Annotated in this window: 17 protein-coding genes; 10 read left to right on the top strand and 7 right to left on the bottom strand. The window is 65.6% G+C overall.

The window, feature by feature from the left end; genetic code table 11:
• Positions 1 to 288: 288 nt before the first annotated feature.
• From XpruCFBP8353_RS05215 to XpruCFBP8353_RS05190, 6 genes are all read right to left on the bottom strand, one after another.
• Positions 289 to 1,095, bottom strand: coding sequence for an SDR family oxidoreductase (locus XpruCFBP8353_RS05215; RefSeq protein WP_101362491.1), 807 nt, complete (start codon positions 1,093 to 1,095; stop codon positions 289 to 291).
• A gap of 422 nt (positions 1,096 to 1,517) precedes the next feature.
• On the bottom strand, positions 1,518 to 2,078 hold the full coding sequence (locus tag XpruCFBP8353_RS05210; protein ID WP_065468479.1) for a DUF1415 domain-containing protein: 561 nt from the start codon (positions 2,076 to 2,078) through the stop codon (positions 1,518 to 1,520).
• Between the two features lie 160 nt (positions 2,079 to 2,238).
• On the bottom strand, positions 2,239 to 3,066 hold the full coding sequence (locus XpruCFBP8353_RS05205; protein ID WP_101362203.1) for an alpha/beta hydrolase: 828 nt from the start codon (positions 3,064 to 3,066) through the stop codon (positions 2,239 to 2,241).
• Positions 3,053 to 4,789, bottom strand: coding sequence for an ATP-binding response regulator (locus XpruCFBP8353_RS05200; RefSeq protein ID WP_101362202.1), 1,737 nt, complete (start codon positions 4,787 to 4,789; stop codon positions 3,053 to 3,055). The genes XpruCFBP8353_RS05205 and XpruCFBP8353_RS05200 overlap by 14 nt, the downstream gene beginning before the upstream one ends.
• Positions 4,782 to 5,243: a hypothetical protein gene (locus XpruCFBP8353_RS05195; protein WP_101362201.1), complete on the bottom strand. Its 462-nt coding sequence runs from the start codon at positions 5,241 to 5,243 to the stop codon at positions 4,782 to 4,784. The genes XpruCFBP8353_RS05200 and XpruCFBP8353_RS05195 overlap by 8 nt, the downstream gene beginning before the upstream one ends.
• A gap of 145 nt (positions 5,244 to 5,388) precedes the next feature.
• Positions 5,389 to 5,874, bottom strand: coding sequence for a YajQ family cyclic di-GMP-binding protein (locus tag XpruCFBP8353_RS05190; protein WP_101362200.1), 486 nt, complete (start codon positions 5,872 to 5,874; stop codon positions 5,389 to 5,391).
• 107 nt (positions 5,875 to 5,981) lie between these two features.
• Between XpruCFBP8353_RS05190 and XpruCFBP8353_RS05185 the strand changes: the two genes are divergently transcribed.
• From XpruCFBP8353_RS05185 to XpruCFBP8353_RS05165, 5 genes are all read left to right on the top strand, one after another.
• The gene (locus XpruCFBP8353_RS05185) at positions 5,982 to 6,878 is read left to right on the top strand and encodes a DMT family transporter (RefSeq protein ID WP_101362199.1); all 897 of its coding nucleotides are present in this window, start codon (positions 5,982 to 5,984) and stop codon (positions 6,876 to 6,878) included.
• 233 nt (positions 6,879 to 7,111) lie between these two features.
• The gene (locus tag XpruCFBP8353_RS05180) at positions 7,112 to 8,119 is read left to right on the top strand and encodes a methionine ABC transporter ATP-binding protein (RefSeq protein WP_101362198.1); all 1,008 of its coding nucleotides are present in this window, start codon (positions 7,112 to 7,114) and stop codon (positions 8,117 to 8,119) included.
• Positions 8,116 to 8,811 (top strand): methionine ABC transporter permease, encoded by a 696-nt coding sequence (locus tag XpruCFBP8353_RS05175; RefSeq protein WP_101362197.1) that lies wholly within the window; start codon positions 8,116 to 8,118, stop codon positions 8,809 to 8,811. The genes XpruCFBP8353_RS05180 and XpruCFBP8353_RS05175 overlap by 4 nt, the downstream gene beginning before the upstream one ends.
• Positions 8,812 to 9,025: 214 nt before the next feature.
• Positions 9,026 to 9,826, top strand: a complete 801-nt coding sequence (locus XpruCFBP8353_RS05170) for a MetQ/NlpA family ABC transporter substrate-binding protein (RefSeq protein WP_101362196.1) — start codon at positions 9,026 to 9,028, stop codon at positions 9,824 to 9,826.
• Positions 9,827 to 10,170: 344 nt separating this feature from the next.
• Positions 10,171 to 10,728: a DUF1453 domain-containing protein gene (locus tag XpruCFBP8353_RS05165; protein WP_101362195.1), complete on the top strand. Its 558-nt coding sequence runs from the start codon at positions 10,171 to 10,173 to the stop codon at positions 10,726 to 10,728.
• A 275-nt stretch (positions 10,729 to 11,003) separates the two neighbouring features.
• Here XpruCFBP8353_RS05165 and XpruCFBP8353_RS05160 read toward each other — a convergent pair whose 3' ends face one another.
• On the bottom strand, positions 11,004 to 11,690 hold the full coding sequence (locus tag XpruCFBP8353_RS05160; RefSeq protein ID WP_101362194.1) for an OmpW/AlkL family protein: 687 nt from the start codon (positions 11,688 to 11,690) through the stop codon (positions 11,004 to 11,006).
• A 140-nt stretch (positions 11,691 to 11,830) separates the two neighbouring features.
• Between XpruCFBP8353_RS05160 and XpruCFBP8353_RS05155 the strand changes: the two genes are divergently transcribed.
• The 5 genes from XpruCFBP8353_RS05155 (at position 11,831) to lpdA (ending at position 17,769) form a co-directional block, all read left to right on the top strand.
• Positions 11,831 to 12,391: a DNA-deoxyinosine glycosylase gene (locus XpruCFBP8353_RS05155; RefSeq protein ID WP_101362193.1), complete on the top strand. Its 561-nt coding sequence runs from the start codon at positions 11,831 to 11,833 to the stop codon at positions 12,389 to 12,391.
• Between the two features lie 227 nt (positions 12,392 to 12,618).
• Positions 12,619 to 13,377: a DUF2884 family protein gene (locus tag XpruCFBP8353_RS05150; RefSeq protein ID WP_101362192.1), complete on the top strand. Its 759-nt coding sequence runs from the start codon at positions 12,619 to 12,621 to the stop codon at positions 13,375 to 13,377.
• Between the two features lie 129 nt (positions 13,378 to 13,506).
• Complete coding sequence (gene aceF / locus XpruCFBP8353_RS05145) at positions 13,507 to 15,285, top strand: dihydrolipoyllysine-residue acetyltransferase (protein WP_101362191.1); 1,779 nt, start codon at positions 13,507 to 13,509, stop codon at positions 15,283 to 15,285.
• Positions 15,282 to 15,929: a hypothetical protein gene (locus XpruCFBP8353_RS05140; protein ID WP_101362190.1), complete on the top strand. Its 648-nt coding sequence runs from the start codon at positions 15,282 to 15,284 to the stop codon at positions 15,927 to 15,929. Before aceF ends, XpruCFBP8353_RS05140 begins: the two co-directional genes overlap by 4 nt.
• Positions 15,930 to 15,945: 16 nt before the next feature.
• The gene (lpdA, locus tag XpruCFBP8353_RS05135) at positions 15,946 to 17,769 is read left to right on the top strand and encodes a dihydrolipoyl dehydrogenase (protein WP_101362189.1); all 1,824 of its coding nucleotides are present in this window, start codon (positions 15,946 to 15,948) and stop codon (positions 17,767 to 17,769) included.
• Positions 17,770 to 17,820: the final 51 nt, after the last annotated feature.

Here is a 17,820-nt window from a genome sequence, read left to right as displayed (position 1 = left end):
GGGTGGAGCACTCGGGCGGGGCTTACAGCACCAGCCAACTTCTGGCCACGGAGGCCTAATGGGACATCCAACGCGCGCGATCGACCAGCGCTATTTACGCGGGTGACAGCAATCAACGGTTTTGTGCGTCAAGGCGTGCGCGTTGCAGGACACCACCTGAAAACCCGCTCACCCTGCGCGACACGTGTGCAGGGCAGCGCTCGCGCTGGCAGCAACGTTACTGCATGGCACGCATGCGTGTTCGCAGCATCGTGCACGTGCATCATGCATCGACAATCCAGTCCGCACTCAGACGTACTGCATCTTGCGCGACATGCCACCGTCGACGATGAAATCTTGTCCGGTAACGAAGCCGGACAGCTGCGGTGCGAGTAGATAGATCGCCAGCTGCGCGATATCTTCCGGCGTGCCGACACGTCCGGCGGGATGCTGCGCATGATCGCGACGCGACAACTTGGGCGCACGCCGACGCTGCGGCGCGCGCCATGCATCGGTGCTGATCCAGCCGGGGCTGATGCTGTTGACGCGCACTTGCGGGCCTTCGCTCAGTGCCAATGCATGCGTAAACGCCATCAAGCCGCCTTTGGCTGCAGCATAGGCTTCGCTATGCGGCTCCGATTGCCAGGCGCGGGTGGAGGCGATATTGACGATGGCACCGCCACCGGGCGCCTGTGTCAGCGCAGGCAGCGCATGCTTGCTGCACAGGAAGGCACCGTGCAGGCTGGAAAGGCGGCGGTTCCACTCATCCCAGTCCAGTTGCGGCAGTGCTGCGATATGCGGATCCGGCACGCCGGCATTGTTGACCAAGCCGTCGATGCGGCCGAACCGCTTGAGCGCCGTGGCGATCAGGCGCGTGGCCTGCGCTTCACGCGCGGCGTCGCAGCGCACGAACGCACTGCGACGTGGCAGTGCCCATTCCTGCAGACAGGCCTTGCCGGCGTCGGCATCCAGATCGCCGATCACCACGCTGCCGCCGGCGCCCAGCACCGCCTGCGCAATGCCGCGGCCGATGCCTTGCGCGCCACCGGTGACCACCACCACGCGGTCCTGCAGCGGAGACGGGTTCCATGCGGAAATTGCGGGAGTCAGGGCCATGGCATGCTGCACATCGGTGAAGGTGGCCGCACTGTAGCGTGCAGGCTGTCGTCGTCGCAGCAAGACCGCGCGCATGCGAGCGCTCAGCGCAGTGAGGGCGGCCCCTTCGATGGTGTTATCCACGTTGGATTGGATGGATTGCGCTTTCGTCTTCGCAATGCCAAGCAACAGGCATCGCACACGGTCGTTGCATCGCCAAGTGCTGCTCTGCGCCCAATCAATGGCCGCCGAGCACACGATTGCTCAGTGCCAGGCGTGCGCAGCGTGTCCGGTGTGGCATGGATCACTCAACGACTTCGATATTGGGCACGTAGTCCCCACGCAGCTGATGACTTCCCGTTGCGTGTTGCGCCGACTCCCTGCCGAGCACAGGTGGGCGATGAGTTGTTGTCGTCCGCAGCAACGCGCGGCAGGCGCAGCGCTCAGTGCTCGGCGCCGTTCAACACGCGCTCCCAGCCATCGCGGCCCAGGCGTTCGAGCGTTTGGATATTGCGTTCGACGATCACGTCCGGGTCCGGAAACGCGGCTACCGCCCGCTCTACGCTGTCTTCGCGCAACAGGTGCAAGGTGGGGAAGGGCGAGCGGTTGGTGAAGTTGGCCACATCGTCCAGCGCGGCACCTGCGAATTGGTAATCCGGATGGAAGCTGGCCACTTGCAAGACACCTTGCAGATCCAGTGCTTCCACCGCTGCATCGGCGTTGTCGAGGAAGTCGTTGTAGTCCAGGAAGTCAGTGAGGACGTCCGGGTGCACGATCAGCGTGGTGTCGATCTGTTCGGCCGGCGTGTCGCGCAGCAGCACCAGTTCCTCGGCCAGTTGTTCCAGCAAGGCTTCGGGCGTGCTGGCATCGCTGAGCACCAGCCGCACCTGATCCTTGACGTACACCGCCTTGGCGAACGGGCATAGATTCAATCCGATCACCGCGCGTTCGATCCATTTGCGGGTGGCGGCGATTGGATCGGGTGTGGCAGGCGTGGTGGTCATCGTGGCGGCAGCGGGGATGGTGCGCCAGTGTATGCGATCGCTATGCAGCGAGCCCCGAGCGTGGTTGCGGGTTGCAGCGGCAAGCGCTAGCGGCGCGTGCTCGCCAAGACGTACGCACGGCGGTTCGCGCCTGCGGCGACCGTCGCGCACTGCGTTGTGCTCAAGCATTGTCGGCGTGCGGCGCAGTGCCAAGCTGCGCCTGCAAAAACACGATGGACGCCTGCATGACGGCGCCCGCCAGCGGCGTCTTGTGCGGCGATCCGATCGCATGCGCGCCACTATCGAAGGCGAGCGCTTGCTTGTGTGTGGGCGCAGTGCCCAGCGCCGCAAACATGTGCAGCATTGCCGGAACCGAGGCGGTCGCGTCTTCGCGGCCATCGGCGGCGCGGTAATAGCCCAGCAACACCGGGCAGCGGACCTGTGGCCAAGGTGGGGCGGAGGCAACCATCTGAAATAAGCTGCGCAAGGCACGAAATCCATCCGGGTGGATGGTCTCCGACCAGAACGCGCGCGCGGCAGGCGTGCGTTGGCGCGGGTCCGTCAGTGGCGCCTGCGCGGCACAGACCTGGTCGAGCAATGCCGAGTCGGCGGGCTGGATACCGGGCGACCAGGCGACCACTGCGGCAATCGCGTCCGGACGCTGCGCGGCCAGCCACAAACCCAGCGTGGCGCCCATCGACGAACCAACAATCGCAACCCGTTCGCCCATGCGATGTGCCTGGGCCAGTGCCTCCAGCGCCGAGGTCTGCAGCACCGCCACAGTGAGCCCCTGCATGGCATCGGGGGTGCTGAGTCCGTGCCCCGGCCAGCGATGCACGTAAGCATTGGCAGCTAGCGCATCGGCCATTTGCTCAGGTAGCGCCCCCGCTTCGCCCGGGCTGGCACTGAAGCCGTGCAGGTATAGCAGCGCCAGCGGCGTGCGGATATCGGCCGCATGCTGCCAGTGGCAGCGCGCGGCATTGCCGGGTTTGAGCTCAGGGGCGTGCATGGCTGGCGTGCTGGGCGAGCAATGCCAGCAGTTCGTGCGCGTTGATCGGTTTGGGCAGATAGCCGGCCACACCGGCCGCGCTGGCCTCGCGCATCGAATCGGTGCGCGTGTCGGCGGTCAGCACGATGATCGGCGGCAGCGCCGACATCGCATCGCGCGCTTCGCGCAGCGCATCCCAGCCGGACGTGCCGGGCATGTGCAGATCCAGAAACACCATGTCCGGCGCTGCCTCGCGGATGCGCTGCACCGCATCGGTGCCATCGACATGAAAGCTCACGCGATGCCCGGCGCGGGTCAACAGATTGCCGATCACCAAGCGATTGGTATCCATGTCCTCAAATACCAGGCAATGCAGCGAAGGAACATGTTGCGCGTGCTGCGCCAGTGCATCGCGCAGCGCGAGCGTGTTGCTGCCGGCTGCGGCGCCAGGCAGCTCGAAGATCCAGCGGAAGATACTGCCGCCGGCGGGGTTGTCGCTCACCGTCAGACTGCCGCCCATCGCATCGGACACCGACAGCGCGATGTACAGCCCCAGGCCCACGCCACCTTCGACGCGACTGAAGCCAGTGCTGAGTTGGGTGAACGGGGTAAAGATATAGGCCTTCTGGTCGTCGGGCACGCCGATGCCGGTGTCGATGACGGTCACCTCGATGCTCCAACCCTCCTGCACCTGTGTCGCATCGATCAGCAGCGCCACCGTGCCACCGGCCGGGGTGAACTTGATGGCGTTGATCACCAGATTGCTGATCACCTGTTCGATGCGACCCTCGTCGCCCATCACATGCGGCGCTTGCGGGCTATCCACACGCACGTTGAGCGTGACCCCTTTGCTGGACGCTGCGGTCGCGCACACTGCCTTTACCGTGGTGACCACGTCCAGCAGGTTTAAGGGCTTGCTATGCAGCTGCAGGCGTCCGCCATCGATGCTGGCCACATCCAGGACTTCGTTGACGCGATGACGCAGTGCGCTCGCATTCACCGTCACCGCCTGCAGCAGTTCGCGTTGTTGCGGCGGCATCTGCTCGGTGTCGATCAACTGCGCACAGTTGATCACCGCATTCAACGGCGTGCGTAATTCGTGACTCATGGTGCTGATGAACCGGCTTTGCGCATCGCGCGAGGCCAGTGCCTGCAGCGCCACTTCCTGCATCGCAAGCACGATGCGCGCCACCAGCAACGGCAGCACGATGATGAGCGCCACGGCATAGACGAAATACGCCGGCCGCGACAGCCAGTAGCCCGTCGGCGCCGTCAACAGCATCAACACGAAGGTGGTGAGCAATACCGGAAATATCGCGCGCTGCCCATAGCGCGCCACCGCAGCGATGGTGATGAACGGCAAGAATGCGTTCAACGACATCAGCAGGATGAAGGCCAGGTAGGTCTGGATGCCGATGAACAGCAAGTTCATCGCAAAGCCCATCGCATCCAGCCATTCGCTAGGTGGAATGATCCGGCGGCGCACGAGCAGCATCCACACCACCGATAGCACCCACAGACTCACCGCGGTGGGAAAGACGTGGTGTGCGTCGGTGACGAGCACCGGTTGCGGTCCGTACAGCCAGCCCAGGCACCACGCGGTCACGATGGTCTGCACGATCACGCGGCCGACGCAGGCGCGGTATTCCAGGAACGACTCGAACAGCCGCACCAGTCTGTCGTTGCGCAACTGCCTGGCGGCGAGGATCAGGCCGGGCGCTGCGCGGTTGGGAGTGCTACGCATGAGGGTCCGCGTTGTCGGAGGGCAGGGAACGACGGTAATGCTTGACCAGTAGACCAGCAGCGTTCGCCACCGCAGTGAAGCGCTGCGCAAGCGTGTCGCCCAGCGCGTTGTGGCTGACGGCATCGCGCAATTGGTCGCAGGCTTTCAGCAGTTGCTGCGAGCCAGTCAGCGAAATGGTGTTCTTCAGCGAATGGATCTGCTGCAAGGCCTGCGCCTGGAGCGTGCCGGCATCGCCGAGCGTGCAGGTGTCGATGGCGTGTTCGATCTCGACCACGAAGGCATCGGCGAAGGCCGCTGCCGCCACCGGGTCCAGCCCGGCCATGGTGTGCAGCGTCGAACCGACTTCGATACGTGGTTGCGCGTGGGCGAGGCTGTTGCTCGCACGATCGCCGGGTGCGTTCGTCGGCCTGTGGATGCGCAGGCGTTGCAACAGGCTGGCAAATGGGCCGCGCACGATCGCCTGCTATGCCAGCGCGGTGAGGTGACGATTGCAGCCGCCACGCATGCGCCATGCAGCCCGAATGCGCCAACCCGGCGCATCCCGCTGCACTGCACGCATGGACGGCGCCGGCCTGATCGTTGCAATCACCCAACCGCACTCAGTCGCGGAAGTTGTCGAACTGCAGCGGCAGCTCGAAATCTGCCTTTTTCAGCAGCGCGATCGCATCCTGCAGGTCGTCGCGCTTCTTGCCGGTGATACGCAGCTTGTCGCCATTGATCTGCGCTTCGACCTTGAGCTTGGCTTCCTTCAACTTGGCGACCAGCTGCTTGGCCTGCTTCTGCTCGATGCCTTGCTTGACGGTCACTTTCTGCCGCGCGCCGGCCAGGTTGGTTTCCATATCGCCAAACTCCAGGCAGCGCACATCGATACCCCGTGCCAGCAACCGCGTGCGCAGGATGTCGGTCATCTGCTTGACCTGAAAATCGCTGGGAGCGGACTGGTTGATCACCTTGCCGTCTTCCAGTTCGAACTTGGCCTCGACTCCCTTGAAATCGAAGCGCGTATCCAGCTCGCGGTTGGCCTGGTCCACCGCATTGGTCAGTTCGTGCTTGTCGACTTCGGACACCACGTCGAAGGAAGGCATGCAAAGATCCTGCTATTGGAAAACAGCCGCCATTCTAGGGCATCGTACCGCGCCGGCCGTCATCCGGGCCTTGGCGGGCGTGCCAGCGCCGCGGCGATAATGCACGCATGCCCACCTCCCGCTCTCCGCTTCCCGCCATCGTCTGGATGGTGGCCGCCGTGGCCTGCTTCTCGCTGATGGATGCGGCAATGAAGCTGCTCTCGGCGCATTACCCGCCGTTGCAGGTCACTTTGTTGCGCGGCGCCGCCTCGCTGCCGTTCGTGCTGGTGTGGGTGTTCGCCACCGCCGGGCCGCGCGCGATCGTGCCGGTGCGCTGGGGCCTGCATCTGCTGCGCGGGGCGCTGGGCATGGCGATGATCGGCTGCTTCGTCTACGGTTTGAAGCGAATGCCGTTGTCCACCGCGTACACGCTGTATTTCGTGGCGCCGCTGCTGGTGGCCGCGCTGTCGGTGCCGCTGCTGGGCGAGCACGTCGGCCCGCGCCGCTGGACCGCGATTGGCATTGGCCTGGTCGGGGTGATCGTGGTGCTGCGTCCGGGCGTGGACGGGCTGATCTCTTTGCCGGGGCTGATGGTGTTGCTGGCAGCCACGGCCTATGCGGTCGCGGCGATCACCGTGAGCCTGCTCACCCGCACCGATACCCCGCAGGCGATGGTGGTGTGGTTTCTGCTGTTCATGGCGATCGGCGCCGGGCTGCTGGCCATCCCCGGCTGGGTGCCATTGCGGGGCGAGCACGCCTGGCTGATCGCCGGCATGGGCCTGGCCGGCGCATTGGGGCAGATTGCGCTGACCCAGGCCTTCATGCGCGGCGAGGCCTCGATGATCGCCCCGCTGGAATACACCGGGCTGGTCTGGGTGATCGGCTGGGACTGGCTGCTGTGGCAGACCCTGCCCGACGGCTGGACCTGGACCGGCGCCGGCATCATCGTCGCCAGCGGGCTGTATTTGCTGCGCCGGGAGCGGATTCGCAAGGCAGATCGCCCGCTGCCGCTCGAGCGGCCGTGAGCGGGGGCGGCAGTGGGGAGTCGTTAGAACCGAGCGCGCGCGCTCCGACAAATCCCGGGTCTACCCTGTCGCAGCGGGGGAGACCGGACATTCGGGATTCGAAACGGTCCCAGCGCCTGCGCCGTTGCGAATGCCGAATCCCCACTCCCGAATCCCTACTCTTAGAACCTAATGGAATGACGGCCCCAAACATTGACTGTTAGGCTTCACGACCCCCCAATCGGCCACGCGCGGTGATCCAGTTTCAGCGCCTGCACAAGTCCTATTCCGTTGACGGTCGCCAGATCGTGGCGCTGCATCCACTCGATCTGCGGATCGGCCCCGGTGAGGTGTTCGGCATCATCGGCCATTCCGGTGCCGGCAAATCCACGCTGATCCGGCTGATCAACCGGCTGGAAGAGCCCAGCGGTGGCCGCCTGCTGATCGGCGAGGAGGACGTCACCGCGCTGGACAGCCAGGGCCTGCGTGGTCTGCGCCGGCGTATCGGCATGATCTTCCAGCACTTCAACCTGCTGTCCTCGCGCACCGTGGCCGGCAACGTGGCCTTTCCGCTGGAACTGGCCGGCACCGCACGCGTCGAGATCGATGCGCGGGTGGCCGAGCTGCTGGACCGGGTCGGGCTGCAGGAGCACGCCAACAAGTATCCGGCGCAGCTGTCCGGCGGCCAGAAGCAGCGCGTGGGCATTGCGCGCGCGCTGGCCACCCGGCCGCAGATCCTGCTGTGCGACGAGGCCACCAGCGCACTGGACCCGCAGACCACCGCCTCGGTGCTGCAGCTGCTGGCGCAGATCAATCGCGAGCTGGGCCTGACCATCGTGCTGATCACCCACGAAATGGACGTGATCCGCCGCGTCTGCGACCGCGTGGCGGTGCTGGACGCCGGCCAACTGGTGGAAACCGGCCCGGTCACCGAGGTGTTTCTGCATCCCAAACATGCCACCACGCGGCGCTTCGTGTCCGAAGCCGAGCACGTGGACGAAGCCGAGTTGCACCGCGATTTCGCGGCGGTCGGCGGGCGCATCGTGCGGCTGACCTTCCTGGGCAACGGCACCTACGAACCGGTGCTGGGCCGCATCGCCCGCGAGACCGGGGTGGACTACAACATCTTGTCCGGGCGGGTGGATCGCATCAAGGACACGCCCTACGGCCAGCTCATCGTCGCGCTGACCGGCGGCGATCAGAACGCTGCACGCGCCGGTTTCGTCGCCGCCGGCGTGCAGGTGGAGGATCTGCGCGTATGACCCCGATCGTTGCTGCCGCTGGCGGTTTCTTCCGCAATCTCGATGCCGCCAAGTGGGGCGATATCGGGCAGGCGACCCTGGACACCTTGCTGATGCTGGCCGGTGCGCTGCCGCTGACCTTGCTGATCGGCCTGCCGCTGGGCGTTGCGCTGTTCCTGTGCGGGGCCCCACAGTTGCGCCGCCGTCCGGTGCTGTATGGCGCGCTGGCGCTGGTGATCAACCTGCTGCGCTCGGTGCCCTTCATCATCCTGATGATCGCGATGATTCCGCTCACCCTGGCGCTGATGGGGACCTCGCTCGGTGTGCGTGGCGCGATCCTGCCGCTGGTGGTCGGTGCCGCACCGTTCTATGCGCGCCTGGTGGAAACCGCGCTGCGCGAGGTCGACCGCGGGATCATCGAAGCCAGCCAGGCGATGGGCGCCACCACCCGCCAGCTGGTGCTGCGGGTGCTGTTGCCCGAAGCGCGCCCCGGCCTGATCGCCGGCGCTACCGTGACCACCATTGCGCTGATCGGCTTTACCGCGATGGGCGGTGCCATCGGCTCCGGCGGCCTGGGCGATGTGGCCTACCGCGAGGGCTACCTGCGCTCGCATTCGGACGTGGCGCTGGTCACCGTCATCGCCTTGCTGGTGCTGGTGCAGGTGCTGCAGATGCTGGGCGACCGCCTGGTGGCCCGCTACAGCCGCCGTTGAGTCAGACGCGCCGCTGCGGATGCAACCGGTGGCCGCAGTGCATGCCGCATCGGCGGCCATCGCTGCGGTGAGCTGCAACCGGATACGCTGGCATCTCCCCGACGTTTGTCTTGCCTGCGCGGCCGGTGCGGACTGCCACATCGCCGCTGCACCTGCGGTCTGCTAGGTTTAACGCCTGCGGCCCGTCCGCATTCCTCCTCCCACGGACCCTTTCATGAGCACATTTGCGTTTCGTTCCCTTCTTGCTGCGGCCACGCTTGCGTTGGCGTCCTGCGGCGGCAATGGCGGCGGCGGTGGCGACACCCTGACCGTGGCCGCCACGGCGGTGCCGCATGCCGAAATCCTGGAAGTGGTCGAACCGCTGCTGGCCAAGCAGGGCGTCAAGCTCGATGTGCGCGTGTTCAACGACTACGTGCAGCCGAACGACCAGGTCGTGCAGAAGCAGATCGACGTCAATTACTTCCAGACCGAACCCTATCTGGACGCCTACAACCGCGACCGCAAAAGTCAGCTGGTGACCGTGGTCGGCGTGCATATCGAACCGTTTGGCGCGTACTCGCGCCGCTTCAAGGCCCTGACCGATCTGCCGACCGGCGCCGACGTGGTGATCCCCAACGACCCAAGCAACAACAGCCGCGCGCTGATCCTGCTCGACAAGGCCGGGGTGATCAAACTCAAGGACCCGAGTAACGCGCTGTCCAGCCAGCGCGACATCGTCGAAAACCCCAAGCAGCTCAAATTCCGCGAGCTCGATTCGGCCATGCTGCCGCGCGTGCTGGATCAGGTCGATCTGGCGCTGATCAACACCAATTACGCACTCGACGCCGGGCTCAATCCCACCCGCGACGCACTGGCGATCGAAAGCAAGGACTCGCCATACGTCAACTTCCTGGTGGCGCGCGCCGACAACAAGGACGACCCGCGCGTGCAAAAACTCGCCAAGGCCTTGACCAGCCCGGAAGTGAAGGCCTTTATCGAGCAGAAGTACAAGGGCGCGGTGCTGCCGGCGTTTTAAGCGCAACTTCTGAACTGACTGCGCCCTCCGCCAGCTGGCCGCGGCCGGTACTCGGTGCGGTATGGATCACGCGTCCACTGCCTCCTGCGCGCCGGCGAGGTCCGTCTGACGACCGCTTGCTACGAGGGTGTAGCGTTCCTGCTCAACAGCGTCCGGATCGACAGCACTGCGCCCACGTTGCCGATGATTTGCGTGTTGTCCTCGATCGCGCGCATCAAGCCGCCTCGATCACAGTCGGGCGAGCGCGGTCGCGGCACCGGAGTTCGGCATCGCTAGCGCCGAACACACGCCGCTGCGCGCCTGCGTAGTAGCGTCATCGGCCATCTTTCTCCGGCAGTCTTCCGATGCCTTTGCTGCTTGCCATTCCGCTGGCCGTGATCATTGCCCTGGCCGTGTTCGCGGTGGTGTTCCCGTTGTCGCTGCTGCAGCGGTTTCGCATGGGCACTGCGCGTCGTCAGGCGCGCGGCTGGTTGCTGATGATCAACCTGGCGTCGGCCGGCATCTCCAGCGTGCTGTTTGTGATCTTCAGCCTGATCGCGGCGGCATTCTGGCCCGGCGCGATCAGCCACGCCGCATTCGGGTGGGCCTGCGGGTTGGCGTTGGGGGTGTTGGCGCTACGTCTGACCCGCTTCGAGCGCACCACGCAAGGCCTGTTTTACCGGCCCAACCTGTGGCTGGTGTTGGCCTTGACCGCGTTGGTCGTGGTGCGGGTGATCGCCGGGTTGGTGCAGGGCTGGCGTAGCGCCTGGCAGGGTGTCGCCTGGCCAAGCGAAGGTTGGCTCAGTCATGCCAGCCTGCTCGGCGCGGCTGGCGTCTTGCTCGGTTACGCGCTCGCCTATGCCACCTTGCTGTGGTGGCGCTGGCGCAGCGCGCGTCTGCGCGGCAGCGTGTATTGGCGTTGAGGGCGTGTGGCGCTGTGGCTGGGTGGCGATGTTTCAACCACGCACGGAGGTGTGCCGCCGCTTGCGCACGTGCGCAGCAACGACATGCTGCGTCGAGGAATGCGTCGGAGGTCAGCAAGGCACGCTGCTCCGGCAATCGCGTATGGACAGGCGATCTACCAGTTCGTAGCTTCGCTGCGTCGTTCTGCGATCTCGCAGTCGCACACGTCGCGCACAAAAAACGGGCCTTGCGGCCCGTTTTTCTTCAACCGAAACCTGGGTTGGCAGGTGCGTGCTTAGAAGCGCGCGCCGATGCCGAAGCCAACGGTCCACGGATCCAGTTCCAGCTCGCTGCCGGTGCCCTGGCCGCCTACGCGCAGTTCCGGACGCGAACGCATGTAGCGGGCGTCGGCGCGTGCGAACCAGGTGGAGTTGATGTTCATGTCCACACCCACGGTGCCGATGACACCCTTGGCGGTGCTCAGGCCCACGTGATCGCCGGTGGTCGACGCCGCATCGATCTTCTCGTTGCTGAAGTTCGACTCGTAGTAGCCCACGCCCACGAACGGACGGAACACGTTGTCGGCTTCGCCGAAGTGGTACTGGCCGCTGATGGCGATCGGCTGCTGCTCGACGGTGCCGACCTTGCCCACGCCGTCGGCGGTGACGCGGTGGTTGAACTTGTCGGCTGCGCCCCACAGTTCAACGGCCCAGTTGTCGTTGATGTAGTAGCTGGCGCTCAGCGTCGGTGCCGGGCCGCCATCGACGTCCAGGCCCGGAGCCGGGTTGTTCTTCGGGTTCAGCAGCGCCACGCCGCCGACCACGGCCCAATGCTTACCCGAGGCGGTGTCGCCGCTGGTGGACATCGTGCTGGAGGAAGTCGAGGAGGTGTCGCCGGTATAGGTGGTGTCCTGCGCGAACGCGGACGGTGCAATCGCAAGTGCAGATACAGCAGCCAGGCTCAGGATGGAAATGGAACGCATGAGGGTCTCCTCGTCTTGTTGTTAGGCCCGTGGAGTGGGCCGCGCCAAAACTATTCCTAAAAATCTGAATCCACGCCCACCTGTGGCTCGCTAAAATTTCGTTTGTTCAGGAAGTCCCCCAAGAAGGCCGCCGTTACGTCATGCAAGCTGAAAAAGACATTCACGCAGATGCGATGGCCGTGACGAAAAAACACGTCAACCAAGGTCTGCCAGCGCACATTCGCAGCGATTGCAGGGTATTGCTGCTTGGTTCGATGCCTGGTATCGCATCGTTGGAAGCGGCGCGTTATTACGCGCACCCACGCAATCGTTTCTGGCCGTTGATGCATGCCTTGTTGGGCATTGATACAGCCGCAAGCTATGCATCGCGCTTGCAGGCATTACTCGACCATCGTGTCGGGTTATGGGATGTCATCGGCCAATGCGAGCGGCGCGGCAGTCTGGATACGGCCATCGTGGCGGCCAGCATCGTGGTCAATCCGCTACCTGCGTTGCTGATCACGCTGCCGCAGCTGCGCATGGTGGCCTGCAATGGCACAGCGGCAGCGCAGGCGTGGCGCCGGCATGTGCAGCCGCTGCTATCGGCGGAGCTGCGCGCGCTGCCAGTCGTCGCCTTGCCGTCCACCAGCCCCGCCAATGCCGCCTGGTCGCTGCCGCGGCTGGCGACAGCCTGGCAACCGGTGTGCGAAGCGGTGCGTTAGCTGAGGTGAGATGACGTGGGGTCAGTGTGGAATGCGAGCGCCGTGCATTGAACGATGCGGCTGTCGCGACACCTGGCTCTGATTGCGGATGTACGCCGCTGGCACAGCTGCCGACGCGCGCGCTGTGTGCATCGGGGCCACGGGCCAGAAGTCATGCCTGCGTCCGGCACAGGCCTGCCGGCCACACCAGCAGGCATGCTGCAGCCAGCGCACAACGGAGTGGCGACATGACGATCAAGCCCGCAATCACCATGGCAGCCGGCCTGCTGCTCGGCCTGCTGGGCGCCATAAGCGCAGCCAGTGCAGACGACATGCACTGCGAGGTCAGCAGCGATTACGAGCTCACGCTCAACCCACGCAGCCTGATCCTGATCCGCGAATCAGGCACGCCGCAGCGGTTGGTCATGCGCCAGGGAGCCTTGTTCGTCGACGACCGCTGGGTGGAACTGAGTGCCGACGATCGCACCCGCCTGATCCAGTTCGAGCGCCAGACCCGCGATGTCGTCCCCTTGGCGCAGGCAGTCGGGCGCGAAGCGGCCGATATCGCAGTCACCGCAGTGGGCGAGGTGGCAGCCGGCTTCAGTCGCAGCCCGGAAGCCACGCGCGCGCAGTTGAGAAAAGTGCGCGAGAAGATCGATGTGCGCTTGAAGCAGGGTCTCAGCAAGAGCCAGCTGACCCTGGTCGATATCGACGACGACATCGGCGCGCTGGTGGCCGAGTTGCTGCCGCAGCTGATCGGCGATGTGGTGGCCGGCGCGGTGCAGTCCGCCATGACCGGAAATGACGTGCAGCTGCGTTCGCTCGATGGCGTGGAAGCGCGCATCGAGCGCCTGATCGAGCCACAGGCGCGCGCATTGCGGCCGCGCGCGCAGCAGTTGTGCGAACGCCTGGAAGCACTCGATGGACTCGACAATGCGCTGGCGTATCGTTTGCCGTCAGGCGAGCCACTGCAACTGTTGCGGGTCGATCCACGCGCGGCGAAATGATCGGGGCATGCACGCATGCGGACGCTGCATCCCGCCGGGCGTGCGATTTTTTGCACGGCAATGGTTGGCGCTGCGGCCCGCAGCCGGCCACAATAGGGGTTTCCCCATTCTGTTGCCGGAGTTCCCCGTATGGCCGAAATCAAGGAAGCACTTGTCCCCGATATCGGTGACTACAGCGACGTCCCGGTAATCGAGGTGCTGGTGTCTGTCGGCGATACGGTCAGCAAGGACCAGAGCCTGGTCACGCTGGAATCGGACAAGGCCACCATGGAAGTGCCCTCGTCGGTGTCCGGCGTGGTCAAGGAGATCAAGGTCAAGGTCGGCGATTCGCTCTCGCAGGGTGCGCTGGTGGCGTTGATCGAAGTCGCCGATGCCGGCGCCGATGCCGCCAAGCCCGCAGCTGCCGCGGCGCCCGCCGCACCGGCCAAGGCGGCCGCTCCCGCGGCTGCTCCGGCACCTGCCGCCAAGGCTGAAGCTGCTGCGCCTGCGGCATCCTCGGGTGGCGGCCTGATCGAAGCACGCGTGCCCGATATCGGCGATTACACCGACATTCCGGTGATCGAAGTGCTGGTCGCCGTCGGCGATACCGTCGCCAAGGACCAGAGCCTGGTCACGCTGGAATCGGACAAGGCCACGATGGAAGTGCCGTCCTCGGCTGCCGGCGTGGTCAAGGAGCTCAAGGTCAAGGTCGGCGATACGTTGTCGCAGGGCAATGTCGTGGCGATCATTGCAGCCAGCGATGGCGGCGCGGGTGCGGCGCAGTCGTCCGCCAAGCCCACCACCGACACTGCCGAGACGGCAGGCAAGGTCGAGCCGGTTGCGGTGTCGGCCGAGCCGGACAAGCTGGCCCAGCGCGAAATCGCGCAGGTGCAGGGCGGCCGTTCCGGCACCGGCACGCAGGTAGCGCAGGCTGGTCAGCCATCGGCTGGCCACCCGAGCAGCCCGCCGGTGACCTTCGATGCCGATAGCGTGCTTCCCTCCAAGGTGCCGTACGCCAGCCCGGTGGTGCGCGTGTTCGCACGCGAGCTCGGCGTGGACCTGAACCAGCTCAAGGGCAGCGAAAAGGGCGGCCGCATCACTCGTGAGGACGTGCAGCGCTTCGTCAAGGCCGCACTCAGCGGCGGCGCGCCTGCCGCAGCCGGTGCTGCGCCGGCCGGTGGCGGCAACGGCCTGAACCTGCTGGCCTGGCCGAAGGTGGACTTCAGCAAGTTCGGCGAGACCGAGACCCAGCCGCTGTCGCGCATCAAGAAGATTTCCGGTGCCAACCTGGCGCGCAACTGGGCGATGATTCCGCACGTCACCCAGTTCGAACAGGCCGACATCACCGACCTGGAAGCCCTGCGCGTGGCCCTCAACAAGGAAAACGAGAAGGCCGGCATCAAGCTCACCATGCTCGCCTTCCTGGTCAAGGCCAGCGCCGCGGCGCTGAAGAAATTCCCCGAGTTCAATGCATCGCTGGATGCTGCCGGTGAGAACCTCACGCTGAAGAAGTACTTCCACATCGGGTTTGCGGCCGATACCCCGAACGGCCTGGTCGTGCCGGTGATCCGCGACGTCGACAAGAAGGGCGTGCTGCAGATCGCGCAGGAAAGCGGCGAGCTGGCCAAGAAAGCGCGCGACGGCAAGCTGGGCCCAGCCGACATGAGCGGGGGCTGCTTCTCGATCAGCTCGCTCGGCGGCATTGGCGGTACGGCGTTCACGCCGATCATCAATGCGCCGGAAGTGGCGATCCTGGGCGTGTCCAAGTCGGCGATGCAGCCGGTCTGGAACGGCAAGGAGTTCGCGCCGAAGCTGATGCTGCCGTTGTCGCTGAGCTACGACCACCGCGTCATCGACGGCGCGCTGGCGGCCCGCTTCACGACCTACCTCAGCCAGGTGCTGGCCGACATGCGTCGCGTCCTGCTGTGAGGGCTGTGCTGCTGACCATCGCCGTGCTCGGCGTGCTGCCGTGGACAAACGCGGCCGCACGCGAATGCGAGAGCACGCTCGGGCGCGGCTGGCCGCCGGCCGTGGGCAACTACGGTACTGCTGTCACCACGTTGCTGGATGGCGGCAGCAAACCGGCATTGTCGTTGCTGACGCTGCCCACACATGGTGTGGAGCGTGCAGTGTCGCTGGTGCCGGGCAAGGACGGCGCTGACTGGACCCTGCGGCACAGCCGCGCCGACGAGCGCGTCTACAGCTGGGTCAGCCAGACCGACCGCGGCAGCGTGCAGTTCCGCACCGAGCAGACCCCGGAAACGGTCGAGATCCCGATTCCGGCGGCCCTGGCCAAGCGCTTGGTCAGCAACTGGACCAACGCGCTGACCCAGCTCGCACCGAACGGACGCACTGCGCCGGTGAGCGAGGGCGAAGTGCTCTCGTTCCAGGTCGATGGCGTGCGCTACAGCGGTGCTCGCCCGAGCTGCGGCGCCGGCGAGTTGCTGTTGCAACAGGCCGCGCTGTTGATCGAAGCCAGCGAAGGCAAGGAAAAGAAGCGCGACAAGCGCTGGACCCAAATCGAATCGTCGCTGGATGAACTCCAGCAGACGCTTGCCGGCACGGCCGGTTGAGCTACAGGAGAAGCAAATGGCGGTCATTGAAATCAAGGTTCCCGACATCGGCGATTACAGCGATGTCCCCGTCATCGAAGTGCTGGTCGCCGTGGGCGACAGCGTGGCCAAGGACCAAGGCCTGGTAACGCTGGAATCGGACAAGGCCACGCTGGAAGTGCCGTCCTCGGCGGCCGGTGTGGTCAAGGAACTCAAGGTCAAGGTCGGCGACACCCTCTCCGAAGGTGCGCTCGTGCTGTTGCTCGAAACCGAAGGCGAAGCCGCTGCGCCGGCCAAGGCCGAGACCAAGGCTGCCCCGGCCGCTGCAGCGCCTGCCGCCGCACCGGGCAGCAAGCCGCCGGTGACGCCGTCGCATCGCGCTCCGGCCGAACCGGTGGCGTCCAAGCCGGCCCTGGCGAGCGGCAAGCCGGCCGACATCGAATGCAAGATGGTGGTGCTCGGCGCCGGCCCCGGTGGCTACACCGCCGCCTTCCGTGCGGCCGATCTGGGCCTGGATACGGTGCTGATCGAGCGCTACGCCAGCCTGGGCGGGGTCTGCCTCAACGTCGGCTGCATTCCGTCCAAGGCGCTGCTGCATGCCGCCGCGGTGATCGATGAAGTGGCCCATGCGGGCGACTTCGGCGTGGACTTCGGTCAGCCCAAGATCACCCTGGACAAGCTGCGCGAGTACAAGGAAAAAGTGGTCGGCAAGCTCACCGGCGGCCTGGCCAGCATGGCCAAGCAGCGCAAGGTGCGCACCGTGACCGGTGTGGCCAGCTTCGTCTCGCCCAATGAACTGGAAATCGTCGGCGACGACGGCAAGACCCAGCTGCTGCGCTTCGAACATTGCATCATCGCGGCCGGCTCGCAGGCGGTGAAGCTGCCCAACTTCCCGTGGGACGACAAGCGCGTGATGGACTCCACCGACGCGCTGGAGCTGCACGACATTCCCAAGACCCTGTTGGTGGTCGGCGGCGGCATCATCGGTCTGGAAATGGCCACGGTGTACAGCGCGCTCGGCAGCAAGGTCACCGTGGTCGAGTTCATGGACCAGCTGATGCCGGGCGCCGACAAGGACCTGGTCAAGCCGCTGGCCGACCGCCTGAAGAAGCAGGGCGTGGAGGTCCATCTCAAGACCAAGGCCACCGACGTCAAGGCCGACAAGGCCGGCATCACCGTGTCCTTCGAAGCGGCCGTGGAAGGCGAGAAGCCCGGCCTGCAGGCCACCGCGTACGATCGCGTGCTGGTCGCCGTGGGCCGCACCCCCAATGGCAAGAAGATCGGCGCGGAGAAGGCAGGCGTGGCCATCACCGACCGCGGCTTCATTCCGGTCGATCGGCAGATGCGCACCAACGTGCCGCACATCTTCGCTATCGGCGACATCGTCGGTAACCCGATGCTGGCGCACAAGGCCACCCACGAAGGCAAGCTGGCCGCTGAAGTGGCGGCCGGCGAGAAGAAGGAATGGGTGGCGCGGGTGATTCCGTCGGTCGCCTACACCAATCCGGAAATCGCCTGGGTCGGCGTCACCGAGACCGAGGCCAAGGCCAAGGGCCTGAAGGTCGGCGTGGCCAAGTTCCCGTGGGCCGCCAGTGGCCGTGCGATCGGCATCGGCCGCACCGAAGGCTTCACCAAGCTGATCTTCGACGAAGACACCCACCGCGTGATCGGTGGCGCCATCGTCGGCGTGCATGCCGGCGACCTGCTGGCCGAGATCGGCCTGGCGATCGAGATGGGCGCCGAGGCCGAAGACATCGGCCACACCATCCACGCCCATCCGACCCTGAGCGAATCGGTCGGCATGGCCGCCGAGGTCTACGACGGCACCATCACCGACCTGTACATCCCGAAGAAGAAGTAAGCGCTCCCCCGCTGCGCTGCTGACAACGCCCCGCCTTGCGCGGGGCGTTGC

The sequence above is a fragment of the Xanthomonas prunicola genome (assembly GCF_002846205.1).
Taxonomy (GTDB): Bacteria; Pseudomonadota; Gammaproteobacteria; order Xanthomonadales; family Xanthomonadaceae; genus Xanthomonas; species Xanthomonas prunicola.
The sequence above is the reverse complement of the archived record's forward strand: the minus strand, read 5'-3'. Positions and strand labels throughout refer to the sequence as shown.